This is a genomic window from Pseudomonas sp. CFBP13528, assembly GCF_005233615.1.
GTDB lineage: Bacteria > Pseudomonadota > Gammaproteobacteria > Pseudomonadales > Pseudomonadaceae > Aquipseudomonas > Aquipseudomonas fluorescens_AM.
In genome coordinates this window covers 347,725-374,721 of record NZ_QGAJ01000003.1, presented here as the reverse complement: position 1 = coordinate 374,721, position 26,997 = coordinate 347,725, and the positions used below count along the sequence as shown (strand labels likewise).

The 26,997-nt window shown below is 63.1% G+C and carries 29 protein-coding genes and 1 pseudogene; 24 read left to right on the top strand and 6 right to left on the bottom strand.

Translation table 11 applies throughout. From position 1 onward, the window contains the following. Nucleotides 1–5 precede the first annotated feature (5 nt). Nucleotides 6–1,469, top strand: a complete 1,464-nt coding sequence (locus PspCFBP13528_RS08380) for a YdiU family protein (RefSeq protein ID WP_137199978.1) — start codon at nucleotides 6–8, stop codon at nucleotides 1,467–1,469. A 4-nt stretch (nucleotides 1,470–1,473) separates the two neighbouring features. On the opposite strand, the gene PspCFBP13528_RS08375 is transcribed toward PspCFBP13528_RS08380, so the two are convergent. Together PspCFBP13528_RS08375 and PspCFBP13528_RS08370 are read right to left on the bottom strand one after the other, a co-directional pair. After that, on the bottom strand, nucleotides 1,474–1,875 hold the full coding sequence (locus PspCFBP13528_RS08375; protein ID WP_065950167.1) for a transcriptional regulator: 402 nt from the start codon (nucleotides 1,873–1,875) through the stop codon (nucleotides 1,474–1,476). Next, a pseudogene (locus PspCFBP13528_RS08370) lies at nucleotides 1,872–2,167 on the bottom strand (type II toxin-antitoxin system HigB family toxin). Before PspCFBP13528_RS08370 ends, PspCFBP13528_RS08375 begins: the two are co-directional and overlap by 4 nt. Before the next feature lie 222 nt (nucleotides 2,168–2,389). On the opposite strand from PspCFBP13528_RS08370, the gene trxC reads away from it, so the two are divergent. After that, nucleotides 2,390–2,824 (top strand): thioredoxin TrxC, encoded by a 435-nt coding sequence (gene trxC, locus PspCFBP13528_RS08365; RefSeq protein WP_057724391.1) that lies wholly within the window; start codon nucleotides 2,390–2,392, stop codon nucleotides 2,822–2,824. Between the two features lie 128 nt (nucleotides 2,825–2,952). Here the strand turns inward: trxC and PspCFBP13528_RS08360 are convergent, their stop codons facing one another. Together PspCFBP13528_RS08360 and PspCFBP13528_RS08355 are read right to left on the bottom strand one after the other, a co-directional pair. Next, on the bottom strand, nucleotides 2,953–3,171 hold the full coding sequence (locus PspCFBP13528_RS08360) for a DUF6124 family protein (protein WP_178084422.1): 219 nt from the start codon (nucleotides 3,169–3,171) through the stop codon (nucleotides 2,953–2,955). A 484-nt stretch (nucleotides 3,172–3,655) separates the two neighbouring features. After that, nucleotides 3,656–4,426 carry a ParA family protein gene (locus tag PspCFBP13528_RS08355; RefSeq protein ID WP_065950164.1) on the bottom strand — a complete coding sequence of 257 codons (771 nt, stop codon included), beginning with the start codon at nucleotides 4,424–4,426 and terminating at the stop codon, nucleotides 3,656–3,658. A 316-nt stretch (nucleotides 4,427–4,742) separates the two neighbouring features. Between PspCFBP13528_RS08355 and PspCFBP13528_RS08350 the strand changes: the two genes are divergently transcribed. Genes PspCFBP13528_RS08350 through PspCFBP13528_RS08255 form a run of 20 tightly spaced genes read left to right on the top strand, consistent with a single transcriptional unit; the run spans nucleotide 4,743 to nucleotide 22,054 of the window. Further along, a complete protein-coding gene (locus PspCFBP13528_RS08350; RefSeq protein ID WP_137199977.1) occupies nucleotides 4,743–5,462 on the top strand; it encodes a beta-ketoacyl synthase chain length factor in 720 nt (239 codons plus the stop codon). After that, on the top strand, nucleotides 5,438–6,250 hold the full coding sequence (locus tag PspCFBP13528_RS08345; RefSeq protein ID WP_065950162.1) for a lysophospholipid acyltransferase family protein: 813 nt from the start codon (nucleotides 5,438–5,440) through the stop codon (nucleotides 6,248–6,250). Before PspCFBP13528_RS08350 ends, PspCFBP13528_RS08345 begins: the two co-directional genes overlap by 25 nt. Further along, the gene (locus tag PspCFBP13528_RS08340) at nucleotides 6,228–6,497 is read left to right on the top strand and encodes a phosphopantetheine-binding protein (protein WP_065886594.1); all 270 of its coding nucleotides are present in this window, start codon (nucleotides 6,228–6,230) and stop codon (nucleotides 6,495–6,497) included. Before PspCFBP13528_RS08345 ends, PspCFBP13528_RS08340 begins: the two co-directional genes overlap by 23 nt. A 9-nt stretch (nucleotides 6,498–6,506) precedes the next feature. Then, nucleotides 6,507–6,761, top strand: a complete 255-nt coding sequence (locus PspCFBP13528_RS08335) for an acyl carrier protein (protein ID WP_003209389.1) — start codon at nucleotides 6,507–6,509, stop codon at nucleotides 6,759–6,761. Continuing rightward, on the top strand, nucleotides 6,758–7,303 hold the full coding sequence (locus PspCFBP13528_RS08330; RefSeq protein ID WP_137199976.1) for a hypothetical protein: 546 nt from the start codon (nucleotides 6,758–6,760) through the stop codon (nucleotides 7,301–7,303). The genes PspCFBP13528_RS08335 and PspCFBP13528_RS08330 overlap by 4 nt, the downstream gene beginning before the upstream one ends. Continuing rightward, complete coding sequence (locus PspCFBP13528_RS08325; protein WP_137199975.1) at nucleotides 7,300–8,970, top strand: AMP-binding protein; 1,671 nt, start codon at nucleotides 7,300–7,302, stop codon at nucleotides 8,968–8,970. Before PspCFBP13528_RS08330 ends, PspCFBP13528_RS08325 begins: the two co-directional genes overlap by 4 nt. Beyond that, nucleotides 8,963–9,697 carry a glycosyltransferase family 2 protein gene (locus PspCFBP13528_RS08320; RefSeq protein WP_065950160.1) on the top strand — a complete coding sequence of 245 codons (735 nt, stop codon included), beginning with the start codon at nucleotides 8,963–8,965 and terminating at the stop codon, nucleotides 9,695–9,697. Before PspCFBP13528_RS08325 ends, PspCFBP13528_RS08320 begins: the two co-directional genes overlap by 8 nt. After that, the gene (locus PspCFBP13528_RS08315; RefSeq protein WP_137199974.1) at nucleotides 9,694–10,629 is read left to right on the top strand and encodes a glycosyl transferase; all 936 of its coding nucleotides are present in this window, start codon (nucleotides 9,694–9,696) and stop codon (nucleotides 10,627–10,629) included. Before PspCFBP13528_RS08320 ends, PspCFBP13528_RS08315 begins: the two co-directional genes overlap by 4 nt. Next, a complete protein-coding gene (locus PspCFBP13528_RS08310) occupies nucleotides 10,613–12,154 on the top strand; it encodes an aromatic amino acid ammonia-lyase (RefSeq protein WP_137199973.1) in 1,542 nt (513 codons plus the stop codon). The genes PspCFBP13528_RS08315 and PspCFBP13528_RS08310 overlap by 17 nt, the downstream gene beginning before the upstream one ends. After that, nucleotides 12,147–12,572 (top strand): acyl-CoA thioesterase, encoded by a 426-nt coding sequence (locus PspCFBP13528_RS08305; protein WP_065950157.1) that lies wholly within the window; start codon nucleotides 12,147–12,149, stop codon nucleotides 12,570–12,572. The genes PspCFBP13528_RS08310 and PspCFBP13528_RS08305 overlap by 8 nt, the downstream gene beginning before the upstream one ends. Nucleotides 12,573–12,601: 29 nt before the next feature. Beyond that, entirely contained in the window at nucleotides 12,602–13,252 is a 651-nt protein-coding gene (locus tag PspCFBP13528_RS08300; protein WP_137199972.1) for an outer membrane lipoprotein carrier protein LolA, read from the top strand. Next, nucleotides 13,224–15,554, top strand: a complete 2,331-nt coding sequence (locus PspCFBP13528_RS08295) for an MMPL family transporter (protein WP_137199971.1) — start codon at nucleotides 13,224–13,226, stop codon at nucleotides 15,552–15,554. Before PspCFBP13528_RS08300 ends, PspCFBP13528_RS08295 begins: the two co-directional genes overlap by 29 nt. Nucleotides 15,555–15,587: 33 nt before the next feature. Next, nucleotides 15,588–16,835, top strand: a complete 1,248-nt coding sequence (locus tag PspCFBP13528_RS08290) for an NAD(P)/FAD-dependent oxidoreductase (RefSeq protein ID WP_137199970.1) — start codon at nucleotides 15,588–15,590, stop codon at nucleotides 16,833–16,835. Continuing rightward, nucleotides 16,832–17,581, top strand: a complete 750-nt coding sequence (locus tag PspCFBP13528_RS08285) for a class I SAM-dependent methyltransferase (protein WP_065950153.1) — start codon at nucleotides 16,832–16,834, stop codon at nucleotides 17,579–17,581. The genes PspCFBP13528_RS08290 and PspCFBP13528_RS08285 overlap by 4 nt, the downstream gene beginning before the upstream one ends. Then, nucleotides 17,578–18,060: a hypothetical protein gene (locus PspCFBP13528_RS08280; protein WP_137199969.1), complete on the top strand. Its 483-nt coding sequence runs from the start codon at nucleotides 17,578–17,580 to the stop codon at nucleotides 18,058–18,060. Before PspCFBP13528_RS08285 ends, PspCFBP13528_RS08280 begins: the two co-directional genes overlap by 4 nt. After that, nucleotides 18,057–19,223, top strand: a complete 1,167-nt coding sequence (locus PspCFBP13528_RS08275; RefSeq protein WP_137199968.1) for a beta-ketoacyl-[acyl-carrier-protein] synthase family protein — start codon at nucleotides 18,057–18,059, stop codon at nucleotides 19,221–19,223. The genes PspCFBP13528_RS08280 and PspCFBP13528_RS08275 overlap by 4 nt, the downstream gene beginning before the upstream one ends. After that, complete coding sequence (locus PspCFBP13528_RS08270) at nucleotides 19,220–19,681, top strand: hotdog family protein (protein ID WP_065950150.1); 462 nt, start codon at nucleotides 19,220–19,222, stop codon at nucleotides 19,679–19,681. Before PspCFBP13528_RS08275 ends, PspCFBP13528_RS08270 begins: the two co-directional genes overlap by 4 nt. Beyond that, complete coding sequence (gene fabG / locus PspCFBP13528_RS08265) at nucleotides 19,678–20,406, top strand: 3-oxoacyl-ACP reductase FabG (RefSeq protein WP_065950149.1); 729 nt, start codon at nucleotides 19,678–19,680, stop codon at nucleotides 20,404–20,406. The genes PspCFBP13528_RS08270 and fabG overlap by 4 nt, the downstream gene beginning before the upstream one ends. Beyond that, on the top strand, nucleotides 20,406–21,632 hold the full coding sequence (locus PspCFBP13528_RS08260; RefSeq protein WP_137199967.1) for a beta-ketoacyl-ACP synthase: 1,227 nt from the start codon (nucleotides 20,406–20,408) through the stop codon (nucleotides 21,630–21,632). The genes fabG and PspCFBP13528_RS08260 overlap by 1 nt, the downstream gene beginning before the upstream one ends. Nucleotides 21,633–21,658: 26 nt before the next feature. Then, entirely contained in the window at nucleotides 21,659–22,054 is a 396-nt protein-coding gene (locus tag PspCFBP13528_RS08255) for a hypothetical protein (protein WP_065950147.1), read from the top strand. Nucleotides 22,055–22,175: 121 nt separating this feature from the next. Here the strand turns inward: PspCFBP13528_RS08255 and PspCFBP13528_RS08250 are convergent, their stop codons facing one another. Then, complete coding sequence (locus tag PspCFBP13528_RS08250; protein ID WP_137199966.1) at nucleotides 22,176–23,069, bottom strand: LysR family transcriptional regulator; 894 nt, start codon at nucleotides 23,067–23,069, stop codon at nucleotides 22,176–22,178. Between the two features lie 124 nt (nucleotides 23,070–23,193). On the opposite strand from PspCFBP13528_RS08250, the gene PspCFBP13528_RS08245 reads away from it, so the two are divergent. Then, a complete protein-coding gene (locus tag PspCFBP13528_RS08245; RefSeq protein WP_101219023.1) occupies nucleotides 23,194–24,462 on the top strand; it encodes an MFS transporter in 1,269 nt (422 codons plus the stop codon). Between the two features lie 59 nt (nucleotides 24,463–24,521). Here the strand turns inward: PspCFBP13528_RS08245 and hemE are convergent, their stop codons facing one another. Continuing rightward, nucleotides 24,522–25,589, bottom strand: coding sequence for a uroporphyrinogen decarboxylase (hemE, locus tag PspCFBP13528_RS08240; protein WP_137199965.1), 1,068 nt, complete (start codon nucleotides 25,587–25,589; stop codon nucleotides 24,522–24,524). A 240-nt stretch (nucleotides 25,590–25,829) separates the two neighbouring features. Between hemE and PspCFBP13528_RS08235 the strand changes: the two genes are divergently transcribed. After that, entirely contained in the window at nucleotides 25,830–26,996 is a 1,167-nt protein-coding gene (locus PspCFBP13528_RS08235; protein ID WP_137199964.1) for an efflux RND transporter periplasmic adaptor subunit, read from the top strand. Nucleotide 26,997 lies beyond the last annotated feature (1 nt).

Below are 26,997 nucleotides of genomic sequence, written 5' to 3'. Positions count from 1 at the left end.
GCCCGGTGAAAGCCCTCGACGAACTGACCTTCGACAACCGCTTCGCACGCCTGGGCGATGCGTTCTCAACCCACGTGCTGCCCGAGCCCATCGACGAGCCGCGCCTGGTGGTGGCGAGCGACGCCGCCATGGCCCTGCTCGACCTCGACCCGGCCGTGGCCGAAACGCCCGTGTTTGCCGAACTGTTCGGCGGCCATAAACTGTGGGCCGAAGCGCAGCCGCGGGCGATGGTCTATTCCGGGCACCAGTTCGGCGGCTACACCCCGCAACTGGGCGATGGCCGAGGGTTGCTGCTGGGCGAGGTGTATAACCAGGCCGGCGAGCATTGGGACCTGCACCTCAAGGGCGCCGGCATGACGCCTTATTCACGCATGGGCGACGGGCGCGCGGTGTTGCGCTCCTCGATCCGCGAATTCCTCGCCTCCGAATCCCTCCATGCATTGGGCATCCCCACCAGCCGCGCGTTGTGCGTGATCGGCTCCAGCACGCCGGTGTGGCGTGAAAAGCAGGAACGCGGGGCCATGGTGTTGCGCCTGGCACCCAGCCATATCCGCTTCGGGCACTTCGAATACTTCTACTACACCCAGAAGCCCGAGCAGTTGGCCGAGCTGGCCGAACACGTACTGAACCTGCATTACCCCGAGTGCCGCGAACAGCCTGAGCCGTATCTCGCGATGTTCCGCGAAATCGTCGAGCGCAACGCCGAGATGATCGCCAAATGGCAGGCATATGGTTTCTGCCACGGCGTCATGAACACCGACAACATGTCGATCCTGGGCATCACCTTCGACTTCGGGCCATTTGCGTTTCTGGATGATTTCGACGCGCACTTCATCTGCAACCATTCCGATCATGAAGGGCGTTACTCCTTCAGTAATCAGGTGCCGATCGGGCAGTGGAACCTCAGCGCACTGGCCCAGGCGCTCACGCCGTTTATCAGCGTCGACGCACTCAAAGAAGCCCTGGGCCTGTACCTGCCGCTGTACCAGGCGCACTACCTGGACCTGATGCGCCGCCGGTTGGGGCTGACGACCGCCGAAGAAGATGATCAGAAGCTGGTGGAGCACTTACTCAAACTGATGCAGAACAGCGGTGTGGATTACACCCTGTTCTTCCGGCGTTTGGGCGATGAATCAGCGGCGTTGGCCGTGGCGCGTTTGCGTGACGACTTTGTCGACCTGGCCGGTTTCGATGCCTGGGCCGAGCGATACAAGGCCCGTGTTGCAAGGGACGGGGACGACAGCGAGGCACAGCGCCGCGAACGCATGCATGCCGTGAACCCGCTGTACATCCTGCGCAATTACCTCGCCCAGAACGCTATCGCCGCCGCCGAGTCCGGGGACTACAGCGAAGTGCGGCGCCTGCATAAAGTGCTGACCAGGCCGTTCGAGGAACAAGCGGGGATGGAGCAGTATGCACAGCGGCCGCCGGATTGGGGCAAGCATCTGGAGATCAGTTGTTCGTCTTGACCGCTTAGATAAAGGTCTCCACGGACACCCCGAAACGCTCGGCCAGCCAACGAATCTGACGCACGTTGAGCTGGCGCTTTCCGCTCAATATCTCCGAGACGACTGACTGTGCCCCAATCCCCGGAAGGTCGCTCTGGGTGAGATTGTGCTCGCGCATCATGTAGCGCAGCACATCGACCCCGCTGGCGACGGGCATTGGGCGGTGTTCACGGTCATAAGCTTCGATCCAGTCACTGAGAATGTCGACCAGGCTCATCAGCGGGCTGTCCTCGTCTTCACCCACGAGGCTCAACAACTCATCCAGACCGCATACCAGTGCGTCGTAGTCCGCCTCGTTTTCCGGCTTGCGCAGCACCGGCGAAACGAACTGCCAGTGTTCTGCCGCTACTTGCATAAGCGCGCTCATCTGTTTTTTTCCTTCCATTTGTCCTTCTCATAGTCGCGGTGGTCCAGCAGGTGCTTGATGTAAACGCGCTGCATTCGATACTGCACCGACGCGATCAACCTCAGCTTGTTACCGCCGATATCAAACACATGAAATTCACCTACCTTGTCCGTGGCGGGAAACATGGCTTTCATTGCAGCGAAGTCCTTGGGGCGTTGCGCTTGATCACGCGATACCACTGGTCCAAAGCCGTTGCCGAGCGCGGCCATGTTTCCTTTGCTTCCCAGATCCTCTTTTCACTGATGACTCGCATGCAACGTCCCTATCGCATCTTGCTATGGAGGTTAAACCTGATTTCCGACTATCGCAATTTGCTATAGCCGTAAACAGACCAATGGCGCACAACAGCAAGCCTAGACAGACGACTCATTCGGCGCGGGAGAAACTGTGAGCGAATGAGTCTCTGCATCCAGCCTTGATAAATCTCAGCCCCGGCACCAGATACAACCTATTGGCCAGCCCCCAGGAGCCTCCGATGTCTGAACCTCTCGTAATCCCCTGCCCTCATTGCAACGGTCTCAACCGCATCCCCGGCGCACGTCTGGGTGATGCGCCCAAATGCGGGCGCTGCAAGCAGCCTGTTCTGTTGAACAAGCCCTTTGAATTGAAACAGGGCGACTACGCCAGCCAGATCAAGGGTGACCTGCCGTTGCTGGTGGACGTGTGGGCTGACTGGTGCGGGCCGTGCAAGTCGTTTGCGCCGGTATTCGAGCAGGCCGCCGGGCAGCTTGAAGGCAAGTGTCGGTTGGCCAAGCTGGACAGTGAGGCTAACCAGCAGCTGTCGGCGCAGTTGGGGATTCGCTCGATTCCGAGTCTGATTCTGTTCAAGAATGGTCGGGAAGTGGCGCGCCAGAGCGGGGCATTCCCATTGCCACAGTTGATGAGTTGGTTGCGTAGTCAGGGTGTGTAACCCGATCAGGAAAGCACCACAGGACAGTGTGGGAGGGGGCTTGCCCCCGATAGCGGTGTATCAGTGACACATAAGTGCCTGACACTCTGCCATCGGGGGCAAGCCCCCTCCCACATTTTGTCCGTGTTTCAGCCTTGGGACAGTGGGGCTTGGCGGTCCATCATCTGGCTGACCAGCATGACGCCCAGCTCGCTCAGTTGATGGATAGCCAAAGCCACATCGCGGTGTTCACCGGTGAGGTCGTTGGATAGATTGAGCAATAAGGTGCGGACCGAGGAGAAGGTTTCGTAGCTGTTGATGACCAGCGCTTCGGTGGGGAGGTTGGGTGTAACGGTGAATAAATTCATATTTTCGTTCTCTGCCAGGGCCATCGCCTGCTTGCTACTAAACAAGGGGCGGCAGCTGTACGCAGGTTAGTAGACCGGTAGAACGAAAGCAAAACCCGGCGCACCCGAAGGTGCCCTGCGCACAGCTACCATCGACAGGCAAGAAACGCCATGGTTTGGAGCGGTGCACATGCTTTCGTCTGAGCGGGCTACTAAACCCGATCACTGAACATTCAGCGACCGGCAAACCTTAGAGGCCCCCATCCAGACGCACAAGCCGGCGGATTCTGGCGTAGCTGTAGGCAAGGTTACAAGGCCAATCCCCTGCTGCCAGACCGCTCCTACAGCCTTCGTAGGATAAGTCCCAGAAACCCAACTGAAATGCAATCCAAATGTGGGAGGGGGCTTGCCCCCGATTGCGGTATGTCAGCCAGCTTATCTGTAGCTGACACACTGCTATCGGGGGCAAGCCCCCTCCCACATTGGGTCTGTGTAGCCCTTAGGATCAGGCGTTTTCCAGCAGGTTATGCAATTCAACAAACTGCTGCGTCAGCTTGTGCCGTGGGTCCAGGTGAATCAGCGGCTTGCTCTCCTGGTGCGACTCACGCATGCGCACCGAGCTGGCCAGGTACACCGGCAGCACCGGCAGCCCTTCGGCAATCATTTCATCGAGTATCTGCTGCGGCAGGCTTGCCCGGGCCTGGAACTGGTTGACCACGATACCTTCCACTTCCAGGCCCTCGTTATGGTCCTCCTTCAATTCTTCGATTTCAGCCAACAGCCCATACAGAGCCTGGCGCGAAAAGCTGTCGCAATCAAAGGGAATCAGCACACGATCAGCGGCGATCAGCGCCGAAACCGCATAAAAATTCAAGGCCGGAGGCGTGTCCAGATAGATACGGTCGTAGTCCTCGCTCAGCTCATCCAGCAGCTTACGCAGCTTGTTGATCTTGTGCTTGGCCTCAAGCTTGGGCTGCAGGTCCGCCAGTTCCGGGGTGGCGGTGATGACATGCAGGTTGTCAAAGGGCGTCTCGTAGATATCCACCTTGTTCTTCTTGGAAAACGGCCCGGAAGACAGGGTTTGCTTGAAAAAGTCGGCGATCCCCATGGGAATATCGTCACCGGTCAGCCCGGTGAGGTACTGGGTGGAGTTGCCCTGTGCATCGAGGTCCACCAACAGGGTTCGATAACCTTCGCTGGCGCTGACGGCCGCCAGGTTGCAAGCGATGCTGGACTTGCCCACGCCGCCTTTCTGATTGAACACCACGCGCCGCATGGAAAAACCTCCGCGTATCAATGAATAACCCGAGTGTAGAGCGCAAAAGCGCCGGTTAGCTACCTCGTTCATCCATCCGCTGTGTCTGGCTCACAAATGAATGGGAACGCTGCCACAATCCGGTTCGCCCCTCGGTCGCCGACGATCTGTAAATTCCTCCCACTTATTTGTGAACAATCGTGAACAAATTTTAACCAATATTTGCTAGAACCCCGCAGCACCGGGATAATGCGCGCCATTCGGCCATTGTCCTCTGTCCCGGAATCCGGGGCCATTGGCCGCACATGGAAGCCCGCAGGGGCGGGATAACTTCTCAGTGATCAACTTCAACATCGCCCAATGGCGCGCCTGGGCTCCTGGCCTTGAGAGTGCGGACGACTGGCACGCCTGGTGCCGGGACCCGGTGTTGCTGCCTGTCAGCGACGCGTCTCCCGATGTGTCATTTTTGCCAGCTATGCAGCGCCGCCGCCTGAGCCGACTGGCGCGCATGGCGTTCAGCGTCGGCTGGTTGCTGGCCGAAGGCCTTGACGACCTGCCGCTGGTGTTCATTTCCCGCCACGGCGAAACCCCGCGCACCCTCGACATCCTCAGCGACCTGGCCAACGAGCAGCCACTGTCGCCGACCCAGTTCAGCCTGTCGGTGCATAACGCGGTGATTGGCCTGTGGTCGATCCTGCGCAATGAAACCAGCGAGATGACTGCCCTCGCCGCCGCCGGTGATGGCCTCGAACACGGCGTGCTCGAAGCCGCCGCATTGCTCAACGAAGGCGCCCCGGCCGTGTTGCTGGTGCTGACCGAAGAACAACCGCCCCAGGCGTACGCCAGCTGGATCGCTGACGTGCCCTTCCCCTATGCCCTGGGCCTTTTGCTGACGCCGGGCGACGAGTGGCAACTGGAACTAAACAGCAGCGCTGTCCAACTCACTCAAACCCAGTGGCCTCACGCCCTGAACCTGCTGCGCACTCTGTTGACCGAACAGGGCGCCTGCCAACATGCCTGGAAGAACCGAGTATGGAACTGGCGACGCAAGTCCTGAACGACAAACCACGGCAGGCCTATTACTGGCGCCTGTTCGCCACGGCCGCCAGCTTCTTTGTATTCGGCGTCGGCGGGCTGTGCCTGCGCTTGCTGGTGTTCCCGCTGCTCAGTTGCCTGCCGGGCGACGCCAGGCAGCATCAACGACGCGCGCGCCACACCATCAGTTGCCTGTTCTGGTTTTTCATTCGCCTGATGAAAGGGCTGGGCATCCTCACGTACAGCGTCGAGGGCGCGGAAAAGCTCGGCCGCCCTGGCCAGATGATCGTCGCCAACCATCCGTCGCTGATCGATGTCGTGTTTCTGATCGGCCTGATGCGCCAGACCAATTGCGTGGTCAAGCAGAGCCTGTTCCAGAACCCGTTCACCCGCGGCCCGGTGCGCGACGCCGGCTACATCAGCAACGATGGCAGCGCCGACATGCTCGATGCCGCCGCCGATGCCCTGCGCGCGGGGCAAACCCTGATCATCTTTCCCGAAGGCACCCGCACCACGCCAGGCAGCGCGCCGGCCTTTCATCGCGGCGGCGCGGCCATTGCACTGCGCGGTGCGACGATCATCACCCCGGTGGTGATCAAGGTCAGCCCTACCACCCTGACCAAGGCCGAGCCCTGGTATCGCATTCCCAAATGCCGATTTCACTTCAGTTTGCGCGTGGGGGCCGATATAGAACCACACGCGTTTGCCGCACTGGGCCCCGCGCCCCAGGCGTCACGCAAGCTCAACGATTACCTGCATCACTATTTCATTAAGGAGCTCGCCGAAGATGAGCGACCAACACCGCCTTGAGCACGACATAAAGACGCTGATCATCGAGGCCCTGGGCCTGGAAGACATCAGCGCCGACGACATCGGCAGCGACCAGACCCTGTTTGGCGAGGGCCTGGGCCTGGATTCGGTCGACGCCCTGGAACTGGGTCTGGCGATTCAGAAAACGTACGGCATCAAGATCGACGCCGACGCCAAGGACACGCGCAATCACTTCACCAACGTGGCCAGCCTTGCGGCATTCGTCACGGCCAGACAGGCAGCTTGAGACCGGACCATGCAAACTCGTGACGATATTTTCAACACCCTGCGCGACGCCTTGGTGGAACTGTTTGAACTGGAGCCCGAGCGCGTCACACTGGACGCCAACCTGTACCAGGACCTGGAAATCGACAGCATCGATGCCGTGGACCTGATCGACCATATCAAGCGCCAGACCGGCAAGAAGATCGCCGCCGAGGAGTTCAAGGCGGTGCGTACCGTCAATGACGTGGTTGAGGCGGTGTACCGTCTGGTCCAACCCGCCGCATGAGCCGGCTGATCGGCCTTGGCCTGTTGCTGGCGGGGCTGCTGTACCCCTTTGCGGTGTATTACGGCACCGAGCATTTTGCGCCATGGCAATTCGGCCTGCTGTTGGGCAGCCTGTGGTTGCTGCGCGCGTTCACTGCTGCACGACGCCCCGGCAGTCGCTGGATGGCGCTGGTGGTGATCGTGTTTTGCCTGGCGCTGGCCTGGTTCGATAACCCGCAATGGCTGCGCTGGTACCCCAGCCTGGTCAGTGGGTTCATGCTGGCACTGTTCGGCCTGAGCCTGAAATACGGGCCGCCGATGGTCGAGCGCCTGGCGCGCATGACTGAGCCGGACCTGCCGTCGAACGCGGTGCTGTATACGCGCCAGGTCACCGTGGTGTGGAGCGTGTTTTTTCTGTGTAATGGCCTGCTCTCTGCCGCCCTCACCTTGTGGGCGCCGCTGAGCTGGTGGACGTTGTACAACGGCTTGATCGCCTACGGGCTGATGGGGCTGTTGTTTGCCGTGGAATGGCTGGTACGACAAAGGGTTCGAGGCCGCGTATGAAAGGTTTGAAACTTGAGCACCTGCTGCTCGAGCCGCAGGAACAACGCCGGGTCACCACTGAGCCGGCGCTCAATCATGCTCAACTGATGGAGCAGTCCCTGCGCCTGGCGGCAGGCTTGCAGGCGCGCGGCATCCAGCGCCTGGCGGTGCACCTGGAAGACGCCGGCGTGCTGGCGATTGCGTTGCTCGGCGCCTGGCGTGCCGGGGTCAGCGTACTGCTCCCCGCCGACCTGCAGCCGCAAACCCGTCAGCGCTGGGATGCCGTCGTCGATGCCTGGCTGACGCAGGCTGCGGACCTTGAGGCGTTGTACCAGACGCCACTGAGCCCTGCCGCCCTTGACCTCGATCGCTGCCAACTGAGCCTGTGCACCTCCGGCTCCAGCGGTGAACCCAAGCGTATCGACAAGTCCCTGCGCCAGCTGGCCAATGAGGTACAGGCGCTGGAGGCACTGTGGGGCGCCGATCTGCAAGACGCCTGCATCATCGGCAGCGTCGCCACCCAACATATCTACGGGTTGCTGTTCCGCGTGCTGTGGCCACTGTGCGCCGGTCGCACGTTTTTGCGCAGGCAACTGGCATTCCCCGAGGACATGCAGCGCGCCAGTCGCGAGCATTCGCCATTCGCCTGGGTGGCCAGCCCGGCGCTGCTCAAGCGCATGGGCGACAACCTCGACTGGCCGGCGCTGAGCCAGGTCTCACGGGTGTTTTCCTCGGGCGGGGCCTTGCCTGTCGAAGCCGCCGGCAGCCTCTATGACCGCTTGCAGCAGTGGCCGACGGAAATCCTCGGCAGCTCGGAAACCGGTGGCATCGCCTGGCGCCAGGGCGCACAACCCTGGCAGCCGTTTGCCGACGTGCACCTGAGCCAGGATGCCGACGGTGCCCTGCGCATTGCTTCGCCCTACCTGCCCGCCGGGCATATCGAACAGACTGCCGACGCCGCGCGCATCCATGCCGATGGCCGCTTCGAACTGCTCGGCCGCCTGGACCGCATCGTCAAGCTGGAAGAAAAACGCATCGCCCTGCCGATGCTCGAACAGGCATTGATGACCCATCCGTGGGTCGCTGAAACCCGCCTGGGCGTGGTGCAGGAAAACCGCGCGTCACTCGGTGCCCTGGTGGTACTGAGCGCAGAGGGCCTGCATGCTCTGCGCAACCAGGGCCGGCGCACGGTGACCCAAACCCTGCGCCAGCACCTGAGCCAGCATTGCGAAGCCCTGGCCTTGCCCCGCCGCTGGCGTTTGCTGCGCCAACTGCCGCTCAACAGCCAGGGCAAGCTGCCCCAGGCCGATATCGAGGCGCTGTTGCTGGCCCCCCGCCCCAAGGCGCCGGACGTGCTGGCGCAGGTCGAAATCGACGGCGAATGGACATTGCAACTGGGCGTGCCGCCCGACCTGGCCTATTTCAGCGGGCATTTTCCAGTCACGCCTGTGCTGCCGGGCGTGGTGCAAGTGGAATGGGCGTTCAACCTGGGCCAGCAACTGCTCGACTTGCCGAGTACGTTTGCCGGCATGGAAGTGCTCAAGTTCCAGCAACTGGTGCGTCCCGGTGATCGCATCCAATTGCACCTGCGCTTTGACCAAGAGCGCGGCAAGCTGTACTTCGCCTATCGCCACGGGGATGCTGCCTGCTCAAGTGGCCGGATAGTGCTGGAGGCCACGCATGCATAACCCCTGCGCCCTGATCCCGGTGTACAACCACGAAGCCGCCGTGCCCGCCGTGGTCCGCAGCCTGCTGGGCAGCGGCTTGCCTTGCCTGCTGGTGGACGACGGCAGCAGCCCGGCCTGCGCGGCGATACTGGCGCAACTGGCTACCCTCGATAACGTCACCCTGCTGACGCTGCCCCACAACCAGGGCAAGGGCGCCGCCGTCATGGCGGGCTTTCGCGAAGCCGCGCGCCTGGGCTACAGCCACGCCCTGCAAGTGGACGCCGACGGCCAGCATGACCTGCGCGAAGTCGAGACCTTTATCGACACCTCCCGCAGGCACCCCGACGCGATCATCTGCGGCTATCCCGAATACGACGAAAGCGTGCCCAAGGGCCGTCTCTACGCACGCTACCTGACCCACGTGTGGGTATGGATCAACACCTTGTCGTTGCAGATTCGCGACTCGATGTGCGGCTTTCGCGTGTACCCGCTGGCGCCCACGCTGGCGCTGATGGACTCGGCCTACATCGGCACGCGCATGGATTTCGACTCGGACATCCTCGTGCGCCTGGCCTGGCGCAACCAGCCGATGCGCTGGCTGCCGACCCAGGTGCATTACCCCGCCGACGGCCTGTCGCACTTTCGCCTGTTGCACGACAACGTGCGTATCAGCGCCATGCATACGCGACTGTTCTTCGGCATGCTGGTGCGCGCGCCCGCCATCCTGTGGCGTCGGTGGCAGGCATGAGCGGCGGCAGCAAACACTGGGCCGACCGCGAAGAGCGCGGCAGCTTCTGGCTGATGAAACTCACGGCGTTCGCGGCAAAGGTCCTAGGCCGGCGCCTGTTGAGCCCGTTGCTCTACAGCATCGTGTTCTACTTCTTCCTGTTCGGCCGCACCGCGCGCCAGAGCGCCTGGCAATACCAGCAACGCCTGGCGCAGTGGAGCGGGCGTGACGAGCTGCTGCCGACCCACGCCAAGGTGTTCGGCCAGTTCATGGCCTTCGCCGACTCCCTGCTCGACAAGCTGGACGTGTGGAACGGCAAGCTGCGCCTGGAGCAGATCGAAATCAACGACCCCGCGCAATTGCGCGGCCAGTTGCGTGGAGCGCGCGGGCAGATGCTGGTGGGCGCGCACCTGGGCAACCTGGAAGTGTGCCGCGCGCTGGCGGAGATCGGCGAACAGGTCACCATGAACGTGCTGGTGCACACCAAGCACGCCGAGCGTTTCAATCGCCTGCTGGGTGAAGCCGGTGCGACCCATTTGCGCCTGATCCAGGTCAGCGAGCTGGACCCGGCCACCATGCTGCTGCTCAGCCAGCGCCTGGACGACGGCGAATGGCTGGCCATTGCCGGCGACCGCATCCCGCTGCACGGCGGGCGCACGGTGCGCGTGGACTTCCTCGGGCAGCAGGCCGCATTCCCCCAGGGCCCGTGGCTGCTGGCCGGCCTGCTCAAATGCCCGGTCAACCTGCTGATGTGCCTCAAGCACCAGGGCCGCTATCGCCTGACCATCGAGCCCTTCGCGCCGTTGGTCGAATGGAAGCGCAGCACCCGTGAGCAGGTCATCGCCCAGTGGGCCGCCCGCTACGCCGCACGCCTGGGCCAGTTCTGCCTGCAAGCGCCGCAACAATGGTTCAACTTTTACCCTTTCTGGAAGACCGATGACCACGCCTCTTGAGCCGATAACCTTTGGCGAACGCCCCCTGCGCATCGAAGACGTCCTGGCCCTGGCCAACCGTCAGGTGCCCACTCGATTGCAGGACGATGCCGCGTATCGCCAGCGCATCGCCAAAGGCGCGCAGTTTCTTGATTCGCTGCTGGACAAGGAAGGCGTGATCTACGGCGTGACCACCGGCTACGGCGACTCCTGCGTGGTGGCGGTGCCGCTCGAACACGTCGAGGCGCTGCCGCGTCATCTGTACACCTTCCACGGTTGCGGCCTGGGCAAGTTACTCGACGCCCAAGCCACCCGCGCCGTGCTGGCGGCGCGCTTGCAGTCGCTGTGCCATGGTGTTTCCGGGGTGCGCGTGGAACTGCTGGAGCGCCTGCATGGATTTCTCGAACACGACGTGCTGCCGCTGATCCCTGAAGAAGGCTCGGTGGGCGCCAGCGGCGATCTGACGCCGCTGTCCTACGTAGCTGCGACGCTCTCCGGCGAGCGAGAAGTGCTGTTTCGTGGCGAGCGCCGCCAAGCCGCCGACGTGCACCGCGAACTGGGCTGGGAACCACTGGTGCTGCGCCCCAAGGAAGCCCTGGCGTTGATGAACGGCACAGCGGTAATGACCGGCATTGCGTGCCTGGCCTTCGCCCGCGCCGACTACCTGCTGCAACTGGCCACGCGCATCACCGCGCTGAATGTGGTGGCGCTGCAAGGCAACCCGGAACACTTCGACGAGCGCCTGTTCGCCGTCAAGCCCCACCCCGGGCAGATGCAGGTCGCCGCCTGGCTGCGCCAGGACCTGGCCATCGATGCACCGACCGCCCCGCTGCACCGCCTGCAGGATCGCTACTCCCTGCGCTGCGCGCCCCACGTGCTCGGCGTACTGGCCGACAGCCTGAACTGGCTGCGCGCGTTTATCGAAATCGAACTGAACAGCGCCAACGACAACCCGATCATCGACGCCGAGGAGGAGCGCGTGCTGCACGGCGGGCACTTCTACGGCGGGCACATTGCCTTTGCCATGGACAGCCTCAAGACCCTGGTGGCCAATGTCGCCGACCTGCTCGACCGCCAACTGGCGCTGCTGGTGGACGTGCGTTACAACCACGGCCTGCCGAGCAACCTGTCGGGCGCGCCGGCCGACCGCGCAATGATCAACCATGGCTTCAAGGCCGTGCAGATCGGAACCAGCGCCTGGACCGCCGAAGCGCTGAAGAACACCATGCCGGCCAGCGTGTTCTCGCGCTCGACCGAGTGCCATAACCAGGACAAGGTCAGCATGGGCACCATCGCCGCCCGCGATGCGATCCGCGTGCTCGAGCTGACCGAACAGGTCGCCGCCGCCACCTTGCTCGCCGCCAACCAGGGTGTGTGGCTGCGTGCCCAGGCTGAAGAGGCACGAGCGCTGCCACCGGCACTGGCTGCGATGCACGAAGAACTGGCCAAGGACTTCCCGCCGGTCATCGAAGACCGCGCCCTGGAAGGCGAACTGCGCCTGTGCCTGCAACGCATCGCCGAGCAACACTGGAGGCTGCATGCGTAGCCCCGGCGTGTTGCACTGCGACACTCAGATCCTCGTGCCGTTTTTCGATATCGACACCATGCATGTGGTGTGGCACGGGCATTACGTGAAGTACCTGGAAGTGGCGCGCTGCGCGTTGCTGGACAAGATCGGCCATAACTACACCGCGATGCTCGACGCCGGCTATGCCTGGCCGGTGATCGACATGCAGCTGCGCTACGTGCGCGGCGCCACCTTCGGCCAGACCCTCAACGTGCGCGCCAGCCTGGTGGAGTGGGAGAACCGCTTGAAGATCAATTACCTGATTACCGACCTGGCCAGCGGCGAACGCCTGACCCGCGCCAGCACCGTGCAGGTCGCGGTAGAAATCGCCAGCCGCGAAATGCAGCTTGCCTCCCCGACAATATTCACCAACGCCGTCGAAAGGGCCTTGAAATGAGATCCCATGTGGGAGGGGGCTTGCCCCCGATGGACGTCAACGATAACGCAGGTCGCCTGTCACTGCGCAGTGCTCTCAGGTCCTTCGCGAGCAAGCTCGCTCCTACAGTGGCCGCCGCATTGCTGAGCTTCAACGCCCACGCCTTCGACCTGCAGCAACTCAGCGATCAACTGGCCAAACCCAGCGTGATCCACGGCAACTTCACCCAGGAAAAACACCTGCGCGCCCTGCCCCAGCCGCTGGTCAGCCAAGGCACCTTCGTGCTCGCCAAGGACCACGGCCTGTTGTGGTTGCTGAAAACTCCGCTGCAGCAGGACTACCGCATCAGCGCCCAGGGCATCGCCCGGCGCGACGCCAACGGCTGGCAACTGCTGCCGAACAAGAGTGCCGGCGCCGAGCAGAATCGCCTGTTCCTCGCCGTGCTCCAGGGCGACAGCAGCGGCTTGCAGCGTGACTTCGACCTGCAACTGCAAGGCCAGGCCCAGCAGTGGAAGCTCACGCTGATCCCACGCTCACTGCTGCTCAAGCAGGTATTCACCCAAATCAATATCGACGGCGGCGCGCTGGTGAAGACCATCGAGCTGCTGGAAACCCAGGGCGACAGCACCGTACTGCGCATGCAGGACAGCACCGCCCATCAGCCATTGAGCGATGCGGAGCAGCACGACTTTGCCCAGTGAGCGCCTGCTGCCACGCCTGTTCCTGATCCTGCTGGTGGCGGTATTGGCCCTGGCCGGCTGGCAGTGGCGCCAGGGTGCGCCGCTGTCGGCCAACCTGATGGAGCTGGTGCCCGGCAGTACGCCGGACGCTCTGGAGCTGCAAGCCGAGCAGCGCATGCAGGAACCACTGAACCGCGAGATGCTGGTGCTGGTGGGGCATGCCGACCGCCAGCAAGCGCTGGCCATGGCGCAGCAACTGGCCGAGCGCTGGCAGGCCAGCGGTCTGTTTGAAAAGGTGCAGTGGAACCTGCAGGCCGACTTGCCGGCGCTGCGCGAGCAACTGCTGCGCGGCCGACTGGCGATGCTGTCGGCCAGGGACCGCGAGCAACTGATCGAACAGCCTGACGCGTTCATCCAGCAGCGCGTGCAGTCGTTGTTCGACCCCTTTACCGGCTTCAGCCTGGTGCCGAGCCAGGACGACTGGCTGGGCCTGACCGGGCGCATCCAGAACAGCCAGCCGCAACACGGCGCGGTCCAGCTGGATATCGGCAGCGGCGCGTTGATTGCCGACGCCGACGGCAAAAGCTGGGTGCTCCTGCGGGCGCGCACCACCGGCAATGCATTCGACATGAAACTGCCGCTGCACGTGGCGGATCTGCTCCAGGCCAGCCGCGCCCAGGCCGGCGCGCAAGGCGTGCAGCTGCTCGCCGCCAGCGGCTTGCTCTATGCGGCCAACGGGCAGCAGCAAGCCACGCGGGAGATCACCTGGGTCGGCGGCGGCGCAACCCTGGGCATCCTGATATTGCTGCTGCTGGCGTTCCGGCGCTGGCGGGTGCTGCTGGCGTTCGTGCCGGTGGTGGTCGGCATGCTGTTTGGCGCAGTCGCCTGTGTGGCGCTGTTCGGCCATATGCATGTGATGACCCTGGTGCTGGGCTCAAGCCTGATCGGCGTGGCAGTGGATTACCCGCTGCACTACCTGTCCAAAAGCTGGAGCCTGCAGCCGTGGCGCAGTTGGCCGGCATTGCGCCTGACCCTGCCGGGGCTGAGCCTGAGCCTGGCCACCAGCTGCATCGGCTACCTGGCGCTGGCCTGGACGCCGTTCCCGGCGCTGACGCAAATCGCGGTGTTCTCGGCAGCCGGTCTGGTCGGCGCTTATCTGTGCGCCGTGTGCCTGCTGCCCGCGCTGCTCAGCGGTGTCGACCTGCGCCCGGCGCAATGGCCGCTGCGCATCGCCGAACGCTTGTGGCAGTGGCGGGCGGCATTGATCAAACGCGTGCCCGGCGCGGTGTTGCTGGTGTGGGTGCTGTTGTTCTGCGCCGGTGGCCTGTGGCACTTGAACAGTAAAAACGATATCCGCCAGTGGATCGGCGCGCCGCCGCAATTGCTCGAGCAAGCCCAGGCCGTGGCGCGCATTACCGGGTTCCAGCCCACCAGTCAGTTCTTCCTGGTGCGGGCCGACAATCAGCAGCAGTTACTGGAACGCCAGGCCGCCCTGGGCCAGCGCCTGGATCAACTGGTGAATATGGACAAGCTCCAGGGTTACCTGGCGTTGAATCAACTGGTCAACCTGCCCGCCGAGCAGCAGCAACTGCGCGACGCGCTCAATACCCTCGCGCAGCATTGGCAACCGTTGCTGGACCTTGGCGTCCCCGCCGCCGCGTTGCAAGCTGAAGTCGCGCAACTGCAGGCGCTGCCCAGCGAAGACATCGACGCCGCGCTCAAAGGCCCCCTGGCCGAGCCATGGCGCATGCTGTGGCTGGGCCCGGTAGACGGCGGCGTGGCGGCGATGGTCAGCCTGCAGGGCCTGAACAACCCAGCGTTGCTGCGGGTGCAGGCGGTGGATTTGCCCGGCGTACAACTGGTGGATCGCCTGGGTGATTTGAACCGCGTGTTTGCCGACACTCAAATCAGCGCGGCCGAATTGAAATTGCTGTCCTGTGGGCTGATCGTGCTGCTGTTGATGCTGCCCTTCGGCTTCACCGGCGCCGTGCGCGTCGTCGCGCTGCCGTTGCTGGCGGCGCTGTGCAGCCTGGCCAGCCTCGGTTGGCTGGGCCAGCCGCTGACCCTGTTCAGTCTGTTCGGCCTGCTGCTGGTCACGGCCATCAGCGTCGACTACGCGATCCTGATGCGCGAGCAGATCGGCGGGGCCTCCGTCAGCCTGCTGGGAACCTTGCTGGCCGCGCTGACCACTTGGTTATCGTTCGGCCTGCTGGCCGTCTCAAGTACCCCGGCGGTGAGCAATTTCGGCCTGTCGGTCAGCCTCGGCCTGGCCTTCAGCTTTATGCTGGCGCCCTGGGCCGGGCAACAAAAACACGCCTTATGAATGTGAATATCGCCAAAGCGGCAAGGAGCCTTCGTGCCCACAGTTGAAATGGAACGTCGCCAGGTAGTGGTGATCGGTGCCGGGCCATCCGGGGCCATCGCGGCCGCGCTGCTCAAGCGCAAAGGGCATGATGTATTGATTATCGAGCGCCAGTATTTTCCGCGTTTCTCGATTGGCGAAAGCCTGCTGTCGCACTGCATCGACTTTATCGAAGAAGCCGGCATGCTCGAGGCCGTGCAGGCTGCCGGCTTTCAACTGAAAACCGGTGCCGCGTTCGCCTGGGGCGAGCGCTACAGTGCGTTCGATTTCGGTGACACCTTCAGCCACGGCAAACCGACCACCTTCCAGGTGCAGCGTGCCGAGTTCGACAAGCTGCTGGCCGATCAGGCGGCGTTGCAGGGTGTGGAAATCCGCTACGGCGAAAGCATCGTCGGCGTGGATTTTTCCGGCGAGAATCGCTACCTGCACGTACGCCGCGAAAATGGCAGCGAGTACCACCTCAAGACCACCTTCGTGCTGGATGCCAGTGGCTATGGCCGCGTGCTGCCGCGCCTGCTGGACCTTGAAGCGCCGTCCGGTTTCCCGCTGCGCCAGGCCGTGTTCACCCACATCGAAGACCACATCGAACACCCAGGCTTCGACCGTACCAAGATTCTGATAACCACCCATCCCGAGCAGCGCGATATCTGGTTCTGGACCATCCCGTTCAGCAACGGCCGATGCTCGGTGGGCGTGGTCGCGGCCAAGGAGCATTTCGACGGCCGCGATCACGATCTCGACGCCTGCCTGCGCAGCTTTATCGAGCAAACCCCAAGCCTGTCCGGCGTATTGCAGAACGCCGTGTGGGACACCCCGGCGCGCAGCATCGGCGGTTATTCGGCCAACGTCAAAACCCTGCACGGCCCGGGCTTTGCGCTGCTGGGCAACGCGGCGGAATTTCTCGACCCGGTGTTCTCCTCCGGCGTGACCATCGCCATGCGTTCGGCGAGCATGGCCGCCGGCGTGCTGCATCGCCAACTGCAAGGCGACGCGGTGGACTGGCAAACCGAGTTTGCCGAACCGCTGAAGCGCGGCGTCGACACCTTCCGCTGCTACGTCGAGGGCTGGTACGCCGGGACGTTCCAGGACGTGATTTTCCACGCCGACAGTTCACCGCAGATTCGCCGCATGATCAGTTCGATCCTCGCCGGCTACGCCTGGGATGAACGCAACCCGTTTGTCAGCGAGCCCAAGCGGCGCCTGCGGATGTTGTCGCAAATCTGTGCGAGTGAGCCGGTATGAGCAGCCCTGTCGTTGAAAAAAACTACCTGAGTAAAAACTACGTCGAAGAAACCCGCTTCGGCTTCTGGTTCCTGCGCAGCCACACCTGGCAGCATCATGTGTTGCGCGTGGCGATCAATGACCTGCGCAGCCTGTTCAGCGACCCACTGCCGGTGGCGCCGGTATTGCTCGACGCCGGCTGCGGCCAGGGTAAATCGTTCAAGTTGCTGCAGCAGGTATTTGCGCCCGCGCGCCTGATCGGTCTGGATGCCGACCCTCACAGCCTGGCACTGAGCCGCGAGGAAGCCGCGCGCCAGGGCCTGGCCGTGGAGTTGATCGGCAGCGACTGCGCCACCCTCGAGTTACCCGACGCCAGCGTCGATATTGTGTTTTGCCACCAGACCTTTCACCACCTGGTCGAGCAGCATCGCGCCCTCAAGGAGTTCTATCGGGTCCTCAAGCCGGGCGGTTATTTGCTGTTTGCCGAGTCCACCGAAGCCTATATCGACACCTGGGTGATTCGCTGGCTGTTCCGTCACCCGATGCATGTGCAGAAAAGCGCCGAGCAATACCTGGACATGCTGCGCGAGCAGGGCTTTGAATTCGGCGCGCAGAACGTCTCGTACCCTTATCTGTGGTGGAGCCGCTCCAGCGATTTCGGCCTGCTGGAACGTTGGGGCCTGCGCAAGGCGCCGCCGGTGGGCCAGCGCGAGGAAACCCTGGTCAACTGCGTGGCGCGCAAGCCGTCAGAGGCCGCGCGTTCATGATCCGCGGGTTGCTGATGAGTTGCCTGTTGCTGCTCGGCGCGTGCGCCAGCCAGGCGCCGTTGCCGCACACCCTCCCGGCCCTGAACTTGCCGATACAGCTGCATGTGCAACGCCTGGAGGGCGACCGCAGCCAGGATTGGCTGCTGGTGATCCAGCGTGAAGGCGCGGCGATTCGCTGGTCGATGATGGACCCGTTGGGCATTCCCCAGGCCCGGCAGAAGTTGATCGACGGCAAGTGGCAGGCCGATGGCTTGCTGCCGCCCAACCCCCAGGCCCGAACGCTGTTCGCCGCGCTGTTGTTTGCCCTGGCCTCGGCGGATGACCTGCGTGCGCTGTATCCTGCGGCCCAGGCCATGGACCTTACGCGAACGCTGCCGGGCCATTGGCAAATCGTCTATCAGTCTTCAGAGGTATTCAGCGTGAACATGGCGGGCCAACCGTTGAGCTATCGCATTACCCCGCTGGGCGTGGGCAAATGAGCGCCTACCTCAACGCCCTCGGCGTGATCTGTGCCCTTGGTCGCGGCCAGGCCGAGGTCAGCCGCCGCCTGTTTGCCGGCGACTGTGGCGGCATGCGCGCCGAGAGCGGCTGGGTGCCCGAGCGCGTGGTGCCGGTCGCGGCCGTGCGCGGCGAGCTGGCGCCCCTTCCGGCACAGTTGGGCCAGCAGAGCAGCCGCAATAATCAGTTGCTGCTGGAAGCGGCGTTGCAGATCGAAGGCTCGATCCGCCAGGCGATCCACACCTACGGCCCCTCACGGGTTGGCGTTGTGCTGGGCACCAGCACGTCGGGCATCGACGAGGCCAGTCGCGGCATTGCCCACTACCTGCGCGATAACGCCTTTCCTGGCGACTACGACTACCAGCAGCAGGAACTCAGCGCCCCGGCGAATTTCCTCGCCGACTGGCTGCAATTGAGCGGCCCGGCCTATGTGATTTCCACCGCCTGCACCTCCAGCGCCCGCGCGTTGATGAGCGCCCGGCGCCTGCTCGACCTGGGCCTGTGCGATGCGGTGATCTGCGGGGGCGTCGACAGCTTGTGCAGGCTGACGCTGAACGGCTTTACCGCACTGGAAGCGGTGTCTGCCGAGCGCTGCAATCCGTTCTCGGTGAACCGCAACGGCATCAATATCGGCGAAGCGGCGGTGGTGTTCGTGATGAGCCGCGAGGCGGCACCGGTCGCCCTGCTGGGCTGCGGCGCCAGCAGCGACGCGCACCATATCTCCGCACCCGAGCCCACCGGCAAAGGGGCGTTGCAGGCGATGCGCAAGGCCCTGGCCAGCGCCGAACTCGCGCCCGAGCAGATCGGCTACCTGAACCTGCACGGCACCGCCACCCAGCACAACGACGCCATGGAAAGCCTCGCGGTCGCTTGCCTGTTTCCGGGCGGGGTGGCCTGTTCGTCGACCAAACCCATGAGCGGCCACACCCTCGGCGCGGCGGGCGCACTGGAAGCGGCGTTCTGCTGGTTGAGCCTGACGCACGGCCGCGTCCCTCCCCATGTGTGGGACGGTCACGTCGACCCGGCGCTGCCCGCCTTGCAGTGGGCACACAAGGGCGACACCTTGAAAAAACCTTATTTGATGAGCAACTCGTTTGCCTTTGGCGGCAACAACGTCAGCCTGATTATTGGAGAGGCCCCATGATCGCTTGGCCACTCGCCGAACTGCTGCCCCATGCGGGCGACATGATCCTGATCGACCAGGTGCTGTCGTTCGATGAAGAGCAGGTGCACACCCGTCTCACCGTCAAGCCCGGCGGCCTGTTCAGCCAGGCTGACGGCAGCCTGCCGGCCTGGGTCGGTATCGAGCTGATGGCGCAAAGCGTCGCCGCCTATGCCGGATGCCGCGCGCGCCAGCAAGGCCTGGCGGTGGAGCTGGGTTTCCTGTTGGGTACGCGTAAATTCGAATGCAACGTGGCGCACTTTCCCGCTGGCGCCGAGCTGAATATCCACGGCCTGCGCTCGCTGGAGGACGACAATGGCATGGGGGTGTTCGAATGCCACCTCACCGGTGACGGCATCCAGGCCAGCGCACGCTTGAACGTATTTCGACCGCCCCAGGCGGCCAATTATTTAGATGAATCGAAGGACGAAACGCCATGACTGAATCCGTACTGGTCACCGGCTCCAGCCGTGGCATCGGCCGCGCCATTGCCCTGCGCCTGGCCCAGGCCGGGCATGACATCGTGCTGCATTGCCGCAACGGCCGTGCCGAAGCCGACGCGGTACAGCTCGAGATCGAGGCCCTGGGCCGCCAGGCGCGGGTGCTGCAATTCGATGTCGCCGATCGCGCGGCGTGCAAGCAGATCCTGGAGGCCGACGTTGAGCAACATGGCGCCTATTACGGCGTGGTGCTCAATGCCGGCCTGACCCGCGACGGCGCGTTCCCGGCGCTCTCGGAGGACGACTGGGACGTCGTGATGCGCACCAACCTCGACGGGTTCTACAACGTGCTGCACCCGGTGATGATGCCGATGATCCGTCGTCGCGCGGCCGGGCGCATCGTGTGCATCACCTCGGTGTCCGGGCTGATCGGCAACCGTGGGCAGGTCAACTACAGCGCCTCCAAGGCCGGGTTGATCGGCGCGGCCAAGGCGCTGGCCATCGAGCTGGGCAAGCGCAAGATCACCGTCAACTGTGTGGCACCGGGTTTGATCGACACCGCCATGCTGGACGAAAACGTGCCGGTGGAAGAACTGATGAAAATGATCCCGGCACAGCGCATGGGCACTCCGGAAGAAGTGGCCGGCGCGGTGAACTTCCTGATGTCGGCCGAGGCGGGCTATATCACGCGCCAGGTGTTGGCCGTGAATGGGGGCCTGTGCTGATGAAACGCGTTGTCGTCACCGGCATGGCCGGCATGACCTCCCTGGGCAGCGACTGGGACACCATCGCGGCCAACTTTCGCGCCAACCGCAGTGGCATCCGGCGCATGGATGAATGGGACCGTTTCACCGAATTGAATACGCGCCTGGCCGGGCCGATTGACGATTTCGCGGTACCCGCGCACTGGACCCGCAAGCAGCTGCGCAGCATGGGCCGCGTCTCGCGCCTGGCGGTGTGGGCGGCGGAGCAGGCGTTGCAGGACGCCGGCTTGCTTGGCGATGCGTCGATCAAGGACGGGCGCATGGGCGTGGCGTGTGGCTCGTCCACCGGCAGCACCGATGAGATCAAGGCGTTCGGCAATATGCTGCTGAACTCGGTGGCCGAGGGGCTGAATGCCAACTCTTACGTGCGCATGATGCCGCACACTACGGCGGCAAATATCAGCATCTTCTTTGGCCTGACCGGGCGCTTGATCCCCACCTCCAGCGCTTGCACCAGCGGCAGCCAGGGCATCGGTTATGCCTATGAGGCCATCAAGTTCGGCCGCCTGCCGTTGATGCTTGCCGGCGGCGCTGAAGAGCTGTGCCCCACCGAGGCCATGGTGTTCGACGCGCTCTACGCCACCAGCCTGAAAAACGACGCGCCGCAAACCAGCCCGCGCCCCTACGACAGCGGCCGCGATGGCCTGGTGATCGGCGAAGGCGGCGGCATGCTGGTGCTGGAAGCGTTGGAACACGCGCTGGCACGGGGTGCGCATATCCATGCCGAGATCGTCGGTTTCGGCAGCAATGCCGACGGCCAGCACACCACCCGCCCGGAACAGAAAACCATGCGCCGCGCCATGGAGCTGGCGCTGGAAGACGCCGGGCTTGAACCGGCCGCCATCGGCTATGTAAATGGTCACGGCACCGCCACCGACCAGGGCGACATCGCCGAGACCCTGGCCACCAGCAGCCTGTTCGGCAGCCGCATGCCCATCAGTTCGCAGAAGAGTTTCCTGGGCCACACCCTGGGCGCGTGCGGGGCGCTGGAGTCGTGGTTCAGCATCGAGATGATGAACCGCGACCAGTACGTGCACACCTTCAACCTGGACTCGGTCGACCCGCAATGCGGTGAGCTGGACTACCTGCAAGGTGGCTTTCGCCAGATGCACAACGACTACGTGATGAACAACAACTTTGCCTTTGGCGGCGTCAACACTTCGCTGATCTTTCGCCGCTGGTCCTGACTTTTTAATCGATTGGAGAAAACGGAATGTCTTCCCTGCTACGCGCCACCCTGATCGCCCTGGCCCTGTTGACCACTGCCGGTTGCACCAGTAAACCGGTGCTCAACACCCAGCACGAGCTGCCGGCCACGACCCAGCTCAGCGAAGAAAAAATGAAACAGGTGATCGTCGCCGCCCTGCAAAAACGCGAGTGGACGGTACAACGCCTGAGCCCGCAGCTGGTGCAGGCCGACATCACCGTACGCGGCCAGTTCTATGCGGCCATCGACATCCGCTACACCCGCAACAGCTACGCCATCAGCTACCGCGACAGCCGCGAACTGGGCTACAAGGACGGCAAGATCCATCGCAACTACAACCGTTGGGTGAGCATGCTGGATCGGGATATCTTGGCGGGGTTGCGCTCGGCGGGAATGCAATAAAGCCAAATGTGGGAGGGGGCTTGCTCCCGATAGCAGTTTTTCAGTCTCAGCATCTCTAACTGAACCACCGCTATCGGGAGCAAGCCCCCCCCACATGAAATATGCCTTGTTCTGAAGGGCGTTATTCCAACCCCCTACGCGTCAACAACGCCACAAACCCCTTCGCCATCGGTGTTTGCGCGCCCTTGCGCTGCACCAGCCATACCGCCGTCACCGCTTCCGGGTCCAGCAACGTGCGATACACCACGCCATCGATCCGTATCCGCTGATACGACGCAGGCAATACCGATACGCCCAATCCCGCCGCCACCAGACCGATGATGGTCATCGCCTCCCCCGCCTCCTGGGCGACATGCGGGCTGAAGCCGGCGTCACGGCACAGGCTGAGCAGCTGCGCATAGAGACCGCTGCCGTAGGTACGCGGGAAAAACACGAAGGGTTCTTCTGCCAATTGCGCCAGGTGCAAGCCGCGCTCGCTGCCCTGCGCCAAGGGGTGTCCGGCGCTCAATACGGCCACCAATGGCTCGCGCATCAATTCGATCACGCTCAGTGAGTCCGGCAACGGCAGAGGCCGCATCAGCCCCACCTGAATCGACTCATCCACCAGCGACTCGGCCACCTGGGTGCTGCTCATCTCTTGCAGGTTGAGGTGCACGGCCGGGAAAGCCTGGCGAAACGCAAAGATCGCCTGGGGAATGCTGGAATTGAACGGCGCGGAAGACGTGAAGCCGATCTTCAGTTCGCCGAGTTCGCCCAACTGTGCCCTGCGCGCCACATCCGCCGCCTTGTCGACCTGGGCCAGCACCAGCCGTGCCTCTTGCAGGAACAGGCGCCCGGCCTCGCTCAGCTCGACTCGACGATTGGTACGCTCAAATAACCGCGCCCCCACCTCTTGCTCCAATGCCTGGATCTGCTGGCTCAGCGGCGGTTGCGAAATGCCCAGCACTTGCGCGGCGCGGCCAAAATGCAGTTCTTCGGCGACGGCAATAAAGTACCGCAGATGACGTAATTCCATGCACACCTCATTAGGTCGTAAAACCTATCAAACAGGTCGAACAATATATTGGAAAGAATCATTAGCCAGCTATATTCTTTTTCGCATTGTCAGTCCTGGCAGACTTTCCTCCCCGAGGTCCCCCGTGAATCCTGCTGTTGCTCCACTTGCCCAACGCACCCCGCCCTCAGCCCTCGATGATGTGGTTGCGCAGCTTAATGACGAGTACATCGAAAAAGGCACGCCGATGTTCATGCGCACGGTGCTGGCGCTGTTCTCCGGCGGGTTCGCCACCTTTGCCCTGTTGTATTGCGTGCAGCCGATGATGCCGGCGCTGTCCCACGAATTTGCCATCAATGCCGCGCAAAGCAGTCTGATCCTGTCGGTCGCCACGGCGATGCTTGCCTGCGGCCTGCTGATCACCGGGCCGATTTCCGACCGGCTGGGACGCAAACCAGTGATGGTCGCTGCGCTGTTCTGTGCAGCGCTGGCCACCATCGCCAGCGGCTTGATGCCGAGCTGGGAAGGCATCCTGCTCATGCGTGCGCTGGTGGGCTTGTCCTTGAGCGGCCTGGCCGCCGTGGCGATGACCTACCTGAGCGAAGAGATCCATCCGCAGCACATCGGCCTGGCCATGGGCCTGTACATCGGCGGCAATGCGATTGGTGGTATGAGCGGTCGGTTGATCATCGGGGTATTGATCGACTTCGTCAGTTGGCACACCGCCATGCTGATCATCGGCGGCCTCGCGCTGATCGCCGCGACGGTGTTCTGGAAAATCCTTCCCGAATCGCGCAACTTCCGCGCCAGCAGCCTCAAGCCGCGCAACCTGCTGGATGGCTTCGTAATGCACTTCAAGGACGCGGGCCTGCCGTGGTTGTTCCTTGAAGCGTTCCTGTTGATGGGTGCGTTTGTAACGATGTTCAACTACATCGGCTATCGCCTGCTGGCCGATCCGTATGACCTCAGCCAGGCCGTGGTCGGCCTGCTGTCGCTGGTGTACCTGTCAGGCATCTACAGCTCGGCGAAAATTGGCTCTCTGGCCGACCGCCTGGGCCGCCGTCGCGTGCTGTGGGGCACCATTGTGCTGATGCTCGCCGGCATCACCCTGACGCTGTTCACCCCACTATGGCTGGTGGTGCCGGGCATGCTGATCTTTACCTTCGGCTTCTTCGGCGCGCATTCGGTAGCCAGCAGTTGGATCGGCCGGCGTGCGGTGAGGGCCAAGGGACAGGCGTCGTCGCTGTATCTGTTTTGCTATTACGCAGGGTCGAGCATTGCCGGGACGGCGGGCGGGTTCTTCTGGCACTTGGGCGGATGGAACGGGATTGGCGGGTTTATCGTCGCGCTGCTGATTGGCGCGTTGCTGGTGGCCCTGAAGCTGGCGAAGTTGCCGCCGTTGGGGCAGGTCTGAAGGTTTCTGGCTTTTAATGTGGGAGGGGGCAAGCCCCCTCCCACATTTTGCACTGTGTTTTATTCGTGGTACTGCGCCGACAGTTCATGCACCGCGCGCAGGAACGCACCCGCATGCTCCGGGTTCACTTCCGGGGTGATGCCATGGCCGAGGTTGAACACGTGGCCGGTGCCCTTGCCGTAGCTGGCGAGGATGCGGCCGACTTCGGTGCGGATCGCTTCCGGCTTGGCGTACAGCACGGTGGGGTCCATGTTGCCTTGCAGTGCAACTTGACCGCCAACGCGACGGCGGGCTTCGCCGATATCGCAGGTCCAGTCCAGGCCCAATGCATCGGCGCCCGCGTCGGCGATGCTTTCCAGCCACAGGCCGCCGCCCTTGGTGAACAGGATGACCGGCACTTTGCGGCCTTCGTGTTCGCGGATCAGGCCGCTGACGATCTTGCGCATGTAGGCCAGGGAGAATTCCTGGTAGGCCGCCGCCGACAGGTTGCCGCCCCAGGTGTCGAAAATCTGCACGGCTTGGGCGCCGGCCATGATCTGGCCGTTGAGGTAGACGGTGACCGACTGCGCCAGCTTGTCCAGCAACAGGTGCATGGCTTGCGGGTTGTCGTAGAGCATGGCCTTGGTCTTGCGGAAGTCTTTCGACGAGCCGCCTTCGACCATGTAGGTCGCCAGGGTCCACGGGCTGCCGGAGAAGCCGATCAGCGGTACGCGGCCATTAAGCTCGCGGCGAATGGTGCTGACGGCATCCATCACATAGCCAAGGTCTTTGTGCGGATCAGGAATCGGCAGGGCTTCGATGTCGGCCAGGGTACTGACGACTTTCTTGAAACGCGGGCCTTCGCCGGTTTCAAAGTACAGGCCTTGGCCCATGGCATCGGGGATGGTGAGGATGTCGGAGAAGAGAATGGCCGCGTCCAGTTGTGGGTAGCGGTCCAGCGGCTGCATCGTGACTTCGCAGGCGAACGCAGGATTCATGCACAGGCTCATGAAGTCGCCGGCCTTGGCGCGACTGGCGCGGTATTCCGGCAGGTAGCGACCGGCCTGACGCATCATCCACACGGGCGTGACGTCTACGGGTTGCTTGAGCAGGGCACGAAGGAAACGGTCGTTCTTGAGGGCAGTCATGTCGGCATCCGCAAAAAAAGTGCGGGCATTTTCTCAGAGCCAGACGCAAAAGGCACGGAATGCGCCGTGCCTTTTGTCTATCGGGTCAATTTGTCGCGGTGATTGGACGTCGCACCTGAGCCTCTTCGCTGCAATGAGTTGAAACTAAGCGTCACATTTGCTCGCACTCTTGCAACGTCGACTTAACAGCAAATTAACCGCCCATTCCTAGCATCCATGCCTCTTCATGGAGGCGTGTCGATGAATAGAAAACTGCGTTTCGCATCAGGTTCACTGGTGTTGGCGATTGCTGTGAGCGGCTGCACTCCGGCATCCGAGCCGCAGGCATCCGCCCCCGTAAAGGTAAGCACCGAAACCCTGGAAGCCAAACCCCTGCCTATCAGCAGCGAGCTCAGTGGGCGCATTGCGGCACCCCGAACCGCCCAGGTAAACGCACGGGTGGCTGGGGTGGTGCTCAACAGTGTGTTCGAGCAAGGTAGTGACGTGAAACAGGGCGACGTCCTGTTCTACATCGACCCGGCGCCGCTCCAGGCTGACCTGGACAGCGCGCTGGCAGGGCTGAAAAGGTCCCAAGCCGATGCTCTAAGGGCGCGTCAGCAGGAACAGCGTTACCGCCAGTTGATTGCGGGCAATGCGATCAGTGCCCAGGAATATGACAACGTGCGCGCGGCTGCCCGGCAGGCTGAGGCTGACGTCGCGGCCAATGAGGCCATGGTGCAACGCGCTCGTCTTAACTTGGGTTACGCCACCGTTACCGCGCCTATTTCCGGCCGCATCGGGCGTGCCCTGGTGACCGAAGGCGCCTTGGTCGGACAGAACGAGTCGACCCCGCTGGCGCTGATCCAGCAACTGGACCCGGTCCATGTCGACCTCACGCAATCGACCCGTGAACACAACGAGCTGCGCCGCGCATTGCGCTCCGGCCAGTTGCAGCAACTGAGCCAGGGCCAGGCCAGAGCCACCTTGCTCCAGGACGACGGCAGCGCGTACCCGTTGCCCGGCAAGCTGCTGTTCAGCGACATCGCCGTAGACCCTGGCACCGGCCAGATCATCCTGCGCAGCGAATTTCCCAACCCCGACCTCGACTTGCTGCCCGGCAGCTTTGTGCGTGTGCGGCTGGAGCACGCCATTGATCAACGAGGGATCAGCGTGCCGCAGCGCGCCATCCTGCGCAACAGCGCAGGGTTGGCCCAGGTGCTGCTGGTGGATGACGAGCTGCGCGTGAGCCTGAAAACCGTGCAACTGGGCGCGGCGTACCAGAACCGCTGGGTCGTCACCGACGGCCTCACCGCTGGCGACCGCATCATCATCGAAGGCCTGCAGCATGCCCGCCCAGGCGAACACGTGGTGCTCGACAACGCCGCTCTTCCACTCGACCAGGCCATTGGTCAGTCAGCAGGACGCTAGC